Genomic DNA, 6,642 nt, shown 5'->3' with positions numbered 1-6,642 from the left:
CCAAAAACAAAACAAGCACACCCACCAAACCACCCCCAGACACAAAACCCAGGAACAGCCCAGCAGACGCACCCACTATGGCATAAAAAACATGACACACTATCGAGCTCTCAAACAACACACCCACCGAAAGAACACCACCACTTACAGTGACGAGCATCCACTCCGGAAGCGCCAGATGAACTTTAGTGAGCCGATTTCCTCAGGTCAAATCAGGATCTCGTGATCCCAGTCTCGCCGAGGCGACCCTCTTCAGTTCTGGCCCCACCACTCCTCCGGATCGCTCCGGGGCGCTTGGGCCGGGGAATAGATTATGCGTCCGCGGCGGGCAGGGTCAAGCCGGACGATGGTGACCCCGCCCACCCTGTCCGGACTCAGCGCACCGCCCGCGCGGCCGCGAGGTTGCGCCTGCCCTTGCGCACCAGCACCACTCCCCCAGCGAGCAGCTGGTCCTGGGTCACCACCGCGTCCTCGTCCTCCACCTTGACGTTGTTGAGGTAGGCGCCGCCGCCGGCCACGGTCTTGCGGGCCGCGCTGCGGCCCTTCTCCAGGCCCGTTGCCACCAGCAGGTCGACGATGGTCGACTCCCCCACCGTCAGCTCCGCCGTCGGCAGGTCCGCCGTGGCAGCCAGCACGGTGGCCTCATCCAGCTCGGACAGGTCCCCGCGCCCCCACAGCGCCTGGGTCGCGGCCTGGGCGGCCTCAACCGCCTGCTCACCGTGGACCCAGGTCGTCACCTCGCGCGCCAGGACCTTCTGGGCCTCGCGCGCCTTCGGGTTCTCCCGCGTCACCGCCTCCAGGCGCTCGATCTCCTCGCGCCCGAGGAAGGTGAAGACCTTGAGGAAGCGCACGACGTCGACGTCGTCGACCTGGAGCCAGAACTGGTAGAAGGCGTAGGGCGAGAGCATGTCGGGATTGAGCCAGATGGCCCCGCCCTCCGACTTGCCGAACTTCGTGCCGTCGGCCTTCGTGATGAGCGGGTTCGTCATCACGTGCACGGAGGCGCCCTCGACCTTGCGGATGAGGTCCATGCCGCCGACGATGTTGCCCCACTGGTCGTTTCCGCCCAGCTCGAGGGTGCAGCCGTAGCGGCGGTAGAGCTCGAGGTAGTCGTTCGCCTGGAGGATCTGGTAGCTGAACTCCGTGAAGGAGATGCCCTCGTCGCTGGCCAGGCGGCGCGCGACGATGTCCTTGGAGAGCATCGTGCCCAGGCGGAAGTGCTTGCCGAGGTCGCGCAGCAGGTCGATGGCGCGGATCTGGGCGGTCCAGTCGAGGTTGTTGACGATGCGGGCGGGGTTGTCCCCCTCGAAGTCGAGCAGGTGCTCGAGCTGGGCCTGCAGGGACCGCGCCCAGCCGGCGACAACATCCTTGGTGTTGAGGGTGCGCTCGCCCTTGGCCCGCGGGTCGCCGATGAGGCCCGTCGCACCACCCACGAGCGCCAGCGGGTGGTGCCCGGCCAGCTGGAGGTGGCGCATGACCTTGACGGCCACGAGGTGGCCGTGGTGCAGGGAGGGCGCGGTAGGGTCGAAGCCGATATAGAAGGTGAGCGGCCCGTTGTCGAGAGCTGTGCGCAGCTCGTCGATGTCGGAGTGCTGGGCGACGAGGCCCCGCCACTGCAGCTCGTCCAGGATATCGGTCACGATCGTGTCGCCTTCCCGTGGTTGGCGCTCAGTGGCCCGCTGAGCCCGGGGCCGGGGACGGTGCCCCGGCGCGGCAAGTCTGCCACGTCCGAGGCCCGGATCCCCGCCTCACCTACCCGGGCACTACCCCGATGCGCGGGCCGTAGACCTCCCAGCCGCCGGCGGCGCGGGCCCGCTTGCCCGCCTCGATGATGAGCCCGTGGATGTCGACGAGCTCGGCGTGGCTCAGCCCCTCGGCGTCGATCCGCCCCTCCAGGGCACGGCGGGTGGTCTCGTAGCCACTGCCGACGGCGTAGCCGGCCTGTGCCAGCAGGCGCCGCCCGTAGGTGTCGAAGATGAAGCGACGACGGCCGAAGACCATGAGGGCGATGACGTCCGCTGTCTCGGGGCCGATGCCGGGCAGGGCGAGCAGCACCTCGCGCAGAGCGTCGTCGTCGAGCGCGGTGGCACCGCGGCCCGGCTCGGACAGTGACCAGGAGGCGTAGCCGCGCAGCGAGCGGGACTTGGCGCGCATGAAGCCCGCTGGGCGGATGAGACCGGTCAGCTCGGCGTCGGTCAGCGCCAGCAGCCGCTCGGCGTCGAAGCCGGTGGTCTCGCGCAGCGCCGCCAGGGCGCGCTCGACGTTCGTCCACGCGGTGTTCTGCACGAGGACGGCGCCGCACACGTACTCCAGCGGCGAGTCGGCCGGCCACGGGGCGAGGTCACCGAGCGCGCCACGCAGCAGCGCGAGAAGCCGGCGCACCGGCAGCGGTGACACCGCAGCCCGGTTCACAAAGCCCTCCCGGGACGGTCCCAGGTGTGGCTGTAGCGCCAGTACCGGCGCCGACGCACGCGCGCACCTGGCAGCAGGTGCCGGGCCGCGGCGCGGATCTGCCCCAGGGACTCGCGCGGCTCGGCGACCGGGACACCGGTCTCTGCAGCCCCGCCGTGCCACCGGCTCACCACCCAGCTGGGCACGACGCCCACCGCGGCCAGGAGCCAGTCCCACACGCTCGAGCGGGCAGCCAGACCGATGACCTGAAGCCGACCGCCCGGAGTGACGAAGGACGCCAGTGCCCTCAGAGCGTCCTCCAACGGCAGGTGGTGCAGCGTTGCCACGCAGGTGACGGTCTGGAACGTCCCCAGACGCTCGCCCACGGACGGCTCGAGCACGTCCGCCGTCGACACGGTGGCACCGTCGATGCCGGCCAGGCGGGTACGCGCCCGCCGCGCGGTCGCGGCGTCCACCTCGACGCCGACCACCTCCTGGCACACCGACGACAGCCGCTCGACGAGCAGCCCGTCACCGCAGCCGACGTCCAGGGCGCGCCCGCCGCGACGTGCGGCGTCGGCGACGAGCTCGTCGTGGAACGCCGTGTTGTGGTTCCAGTAGGTCTCAGTGCTCACCGGGCTCACCGGGGTCCCGTCGGCGGCGGGGCGCGGCCGCCTTGTAGGACGAGACGGTGGGCTCGCCGTCGGCCCAGAAGCGCCAGGGGAAGCGCTCGCCGTCGCCACCGGGCCCGGAGACCCCGGTGCGGGGCCCAGAGAGGATCCTCGCCGGGTCGGGGGCCTCCCCCGGGCCGGGCAGCGTGAGGACCAAGCGCGAGCCCGCCCCGCCCAACCGGGCGCCGTCGTCCGCCCGGGTCAGCCCGAGGGCCTGGCACAGGCGGGCCGGCCCGCGGGCGAGGTCGCGGTCGGTGCGGGCGGTGGGCCGGCGCAGACGCGCCAGCCCCAGTCCCTCGGTGACCTCGCCGGCGCGCAGCAGGACGGCCCGGCTGGTGCCCTCGGGCCCGCACACGAGGTTGACGCAGTGGTGCATGCCGTAGGTGAAGTAGACGTAGATGACGCCCGCAGCCTCGAACATGGAGGCATTGCGTGCCGTGCGACCGCGGAAGGCGTGTGAGCCGGGGTCCCGCTCACCGCAGTAGGCCTCCACCTCTGTCAGCCTCACAGTCACCGCACCCTCAGGCCCCGTGACCGTCAGGCGCGCACCCAGCAGCCGCGGGGCGACGTCGACCGGGTCGCCGGCCAGCAGGGAGAGGACCTCCGGCGGAGCCTGGTCCCCAGGCGTGTTCTGCCCCATGTGCTCTCCCGCGCAGTCCCGTGCGGAGCCGACCGGCTCAGGCCTCGACGTCGGAGGCCGGGGCCTCGGCGCCCCACTCACCCGAGCCCAGCGGCCCGGCAGGCCCGTCCAGCAGGGAGCCCTCCCAGGAGAAGACCCGCAGCTCGGCCGAGCGCTCGATCGCCCGGGCCAGCTGCTCGACCACCCGCACCGGGGCGGTGCCGCCGTGCCCGCGGCGCGCCGCCACCGAGCCCTCGGCGGACAGGACGGCGCGCACCCCGGGTGTCAGGCGCACGTCGATGCGCGCGAAGTCGGCGTCGCTCAGGTCCCACAGCTCGATGCCCCGTCCCTCGCACTCGCGCACGCAGGCGCCGGAGACCTCGTGCGCCTCACGGAAGGGCACCCCCTCCTTGACCAGCCACTCGGCGATGTCCGTCGCCAGGGAGAAGCCCTGCGGGGCGAGCTCGGCCATGCGCTCGTAGTGCAGGGTCATCGTCTCGACCATGCCGGCGACCGCCGGCAGGAGGAGGGCGAGGGTGTCCACCGCGTCGAAGACCGGCTCCTTGTCCTCCTGCAGGTCGCGGTCATAGGCCAGCGGCAGGGCCTTGAGGATGGCGAGCAGGCCCGTGAGGTCACCGATGAGGCGCCCGGCCTTGCCGCGGGCGAGCTCGGCGACGTCCGGGTTCTTCTTCTGGGGCATGATCGAGGAGCCCGTGGAGAAGGAGTCGTCCAGGGTGACGAAGCCGAACTCCTTCGTGTTCCAGATGATGACCTCCTCGCTCAGGCGCGAGACGTCCACCGCCGTCATCGCCAGGACGAAGGACAGCTCGGCGACCACGTCCCGGGCGGCGGTGCCGTCGATGGAGTTCTCCACCGAGGCGTCGAAGCCGAGGTCCGCGGCCACGGCGTCCGGGTCCATGCCGAGCGTGTTGCCCGCCAGCGCCCCGGAGCCGTAGGGCGAGACGGCGGCGCGCGCGTCCCAGTCCTCCAGGCGCTCGACGTCGCGCATGAGGGGCCAGGCGTGGGCGAGGAGCTGGTGGGCGACGAGCACCGGCTGGGCGTGCTGCATGTGGGTGCGCCCCGGCATGATCGCCTCCCCGGCACGGGCCGCCTGGTTGACGAGGGCGTCGACGACGTCAAGCACGAGGCCGGCGACGTGGCGCGCCTGGTCGCGCAGGTACATGCGGATGAGCGTGGCGACCTGGTCGTTGCGCGAGCGGCCGGCGCGCAGGCGCCCGCCCAGGTCCGCCCCGGCGCGCTCCATGAGGCCGCGCTCGAGGGCGGTGTGGACGTCCTCGTCCGCCGGGCAGGGGGCGAAGGCGCCGGAGACGACGTCGTCCTCCAGGCGGTCCAGGGCCTGGAGCATGGCGGCCAGCTGGGCCTCGTCGAGCAGCCCGGCGGCGGCCAGGGCCCGGGCGTGGGCGCGTGAGCCGGCGATGTCGTAGCGGGCCAGGCGCCAGTCGAAGTGGGTGGACACGCTCAGGGCCGCCAGGGCGTCGGCCGGGCCTCCGCTGAACCGTCCGCCCCACAGGCTCAGGCCCGCGGGGGCGTCGGTCCGGTCGGGGGTCTGCGGCGTCAGGCTCGTCATGCGGCCCATTGTGCCCCGTGGCCGGCGGGCGGCGCGAAGCGCCCGGAGCGGCGTCGGGCCGTGGGCGCCCCGACGGCGGGCGGCCCGACAGCCCGCACAGGGGCTGCCGGGCCGCCACGGGGCGGGGCGTCAGTAGCCGGTGCCCAGGCCCAGGCGCACGTCGCGGGCGGCCGCGAGCTTGGACTGCATGCCGTAGATCTCGATGAAGCCGCGCGAGGAGGACTGGTCGAAGGTGTCGCCCGTCTCGTAGGTCGCGAGGTTGAAGTCGTACAGGCCGGTGTCCGTCCGGCGGCCGTTGACGACGGCGCGACCGCCGTGCAGGACCATGCGGATGTCGCCGGTGACGTGGCGCTGGGTGTCCTCGATGAAGGCGTCCATGGACCGCTTGAGCGGCGAGTACCACTGTGCCTCGTAGACCAGGTCGGCCCAGGTCTGCTCCATCTGGCGCTTGTAGCGGTGCTGCATGCGCTCGAGCGTGACGGACTCCAGGGCCTGGTGCGCCTCGATGAGGGCCACGGCGCCGGGGGCCTCGTAGATCTCACGGGACTTGATGCCGACCAGCCGGTCCTCGACCATGTCGATCCGGCCCACGCCCTGGGCGCCGGCGCGGCGGTTGAGCTCCTGGACCGCCTGGAGCGGGGTGACCGGCTTGCCGTCGATGGCGGTGGGCACGCCCTGCTCGAAGTGGATGACGACCTCGTCCGGCAGCGGCGGGTAGGTCGGGTCGTCCGTGTAGGTGTAGACGTCCTTCGTGGGGGCGTTCCACAGGTCCTCGAGGAAGCCCGTCTCGATGGCGCGCCCCCAGACGTTCTGGTCGATGGAGAAGGGGTTGTGCTTCGTCGTCTCGATGGGCAGCCCGTGCTTCTCCGCGTAGTCGATGGCGACGTCGCGGGTGAGGGCCAGGTCGCGCACCGGTGAGATGCAGTCCATGTCCGGGGCCATGGAGGTGATGGCGACCTCGAAGCGGACCTGGTCGTTGCCCTTGCCCGTGCAGCCGTGGGCGACGGTCGAGGCGCCGAACTCACGGGCCGCCCGCACCAGGTGCTTGGCGATGACGGGGCGCGAGAGGGCGGAGACGAGCGGGTAGCGGCCCTCGTAGAGGGCGTTGGCCTTGAGCGCGGGCATGCAGTACTCGTCGGCGAACTCGTCGCGGGCGTCGGCCACGTAGGCCTCGACGGCACCGCAGTCCAGGGCGCGCTGGCGGATGACCTCGAGGTCCTCGCCGCCCTGGCCGACGTCGACGGCGACCGTGATGACCTCTCGGCCGGTCTGCTCGCCGATCCAGCCGATCGCGACGGAGGTGTCCAGGCCTCCGGAGTACGCGAGGACGACGCGGCCCTTGTGAGCGCTCATGTTTCTCTTCCTTCGTGGTG

Annotated in this window: 6 protein-coding genes; all 6 read right to left on the bottom strand. The window is 72.0% G+C overall.

Going from position 1 to position 6,642, the window contains the following annotated elements; genetic code table 11:
• Nucleotides 1-374 precede the first annotated feature (374 nt).
• Nucleotides 375-1,640, bottom strand: coding sequence for a tyrosine--tRNA ligase (gene tyrS, locus H6X67_RS10930; RefSeq protein ID WP_249369692.1), 1,266 nt, complete (start codon nt 1,638-1,640; stop codon nt 375-377).
• A 112-nt stretch (nt 1,641-1,752) separates the two neighbouring features.
• A complete protein-coding gene (locus H6X67_RS10925) occupies nt 1,753-2,397 on the bottom strand; it encodes an endonuclease III domain-containing protein (RefSeq protein ID WP_249369690.1) in 645 nt (214 codons plus the stop codon).
• Nucleotides 2,398-2,408: 11 nt separating this feature from the next.
• Nucleotides 2,409-3,026, bottom strand: a complete 618-nt coding sequence (locus H6X67_RS10920; RefSeq protein WP_249369688.1) for a class I SAM-dependent methyltransferase — start codon at nt 3,024-3,026, stop codon at nt 2,409-2,411.
• Entirely contained in the window at nt 3,016-3,702 is a 687-nt protein-coding gene (locus tag H6X67_RS10915; protein WP_249369686.1) for a DNA-3-methyladenine glycosylase, read from the bottom strand. Before H6X67_RS10915 ends, H6X67_RS10920 begins: the two co-directional genes overlap by 11 nt.
• 37 nt (nt 3,703-3,739) lie before the next feature.
• Nucleotides 3,740-5,269, bottom strand: coding sequence for an argininosuccinate lyase (gene argH, locus H6X67_RS10910; RefSeq protein WP_249369684.1), 1,530 nt, complete (start codon nt 5,267-5,269; stop codon nt 3,740-3,742).
• Between the two features lie 129 nt (nt 5,270-5,398).
• A complete protein-coding gene (locus H6X67_RS10905; RefSeq protein WP_249369682.1) occupies nt 5,399-6,622 on the bottom strand; it encodes an argininosuccinate synthase in 1,224 nt (407 codons plus the stop codon).
• Nucleotides 6,623-6,642 lie beyond the last annotated feature (20 nt).

The sequence above is a fragment of the Actinomyces sp. AC-20-1 genome (assembly GCF_023369555.1).
Classification (GTDB): Bacteria; Actinomycetota; Actinomycetes; order Actinomycetales; family Actinomycetaceae; genus Actinomyces.
The sequence above is the reverse complement of the archived record's forward strand: the minus strand, read 5'-3'. Positions and strand labels throughout refer to the sequence as shown.

What these genes read in the sequence shown, in the direction of transcription:
- H6X67_RS10915 (WP_249369686.1), bottom strand. Translation starts at nt 3,702, where the DNA reads ATGGGGCAGAACACGCCTGGGGACCAGGCTCCGCCGGAGGTCCTCTCC.
- H6X67_RS10905 (WP_249369682.1), bottom strand. Translation starts at nt 6,622, where the DNA reads ATGAGCGCTCACAAGGGCCGCGTCGTCCTCGCGTACTCCGGAGGCCTG.
- argH (WP_249369684.1), bottom strand. Translation starts at nt 5,269, where the DNA reads ATGACGAGCCTGACGCCGCAGACCCCCGACCGGACCGACGCCCCCGCG.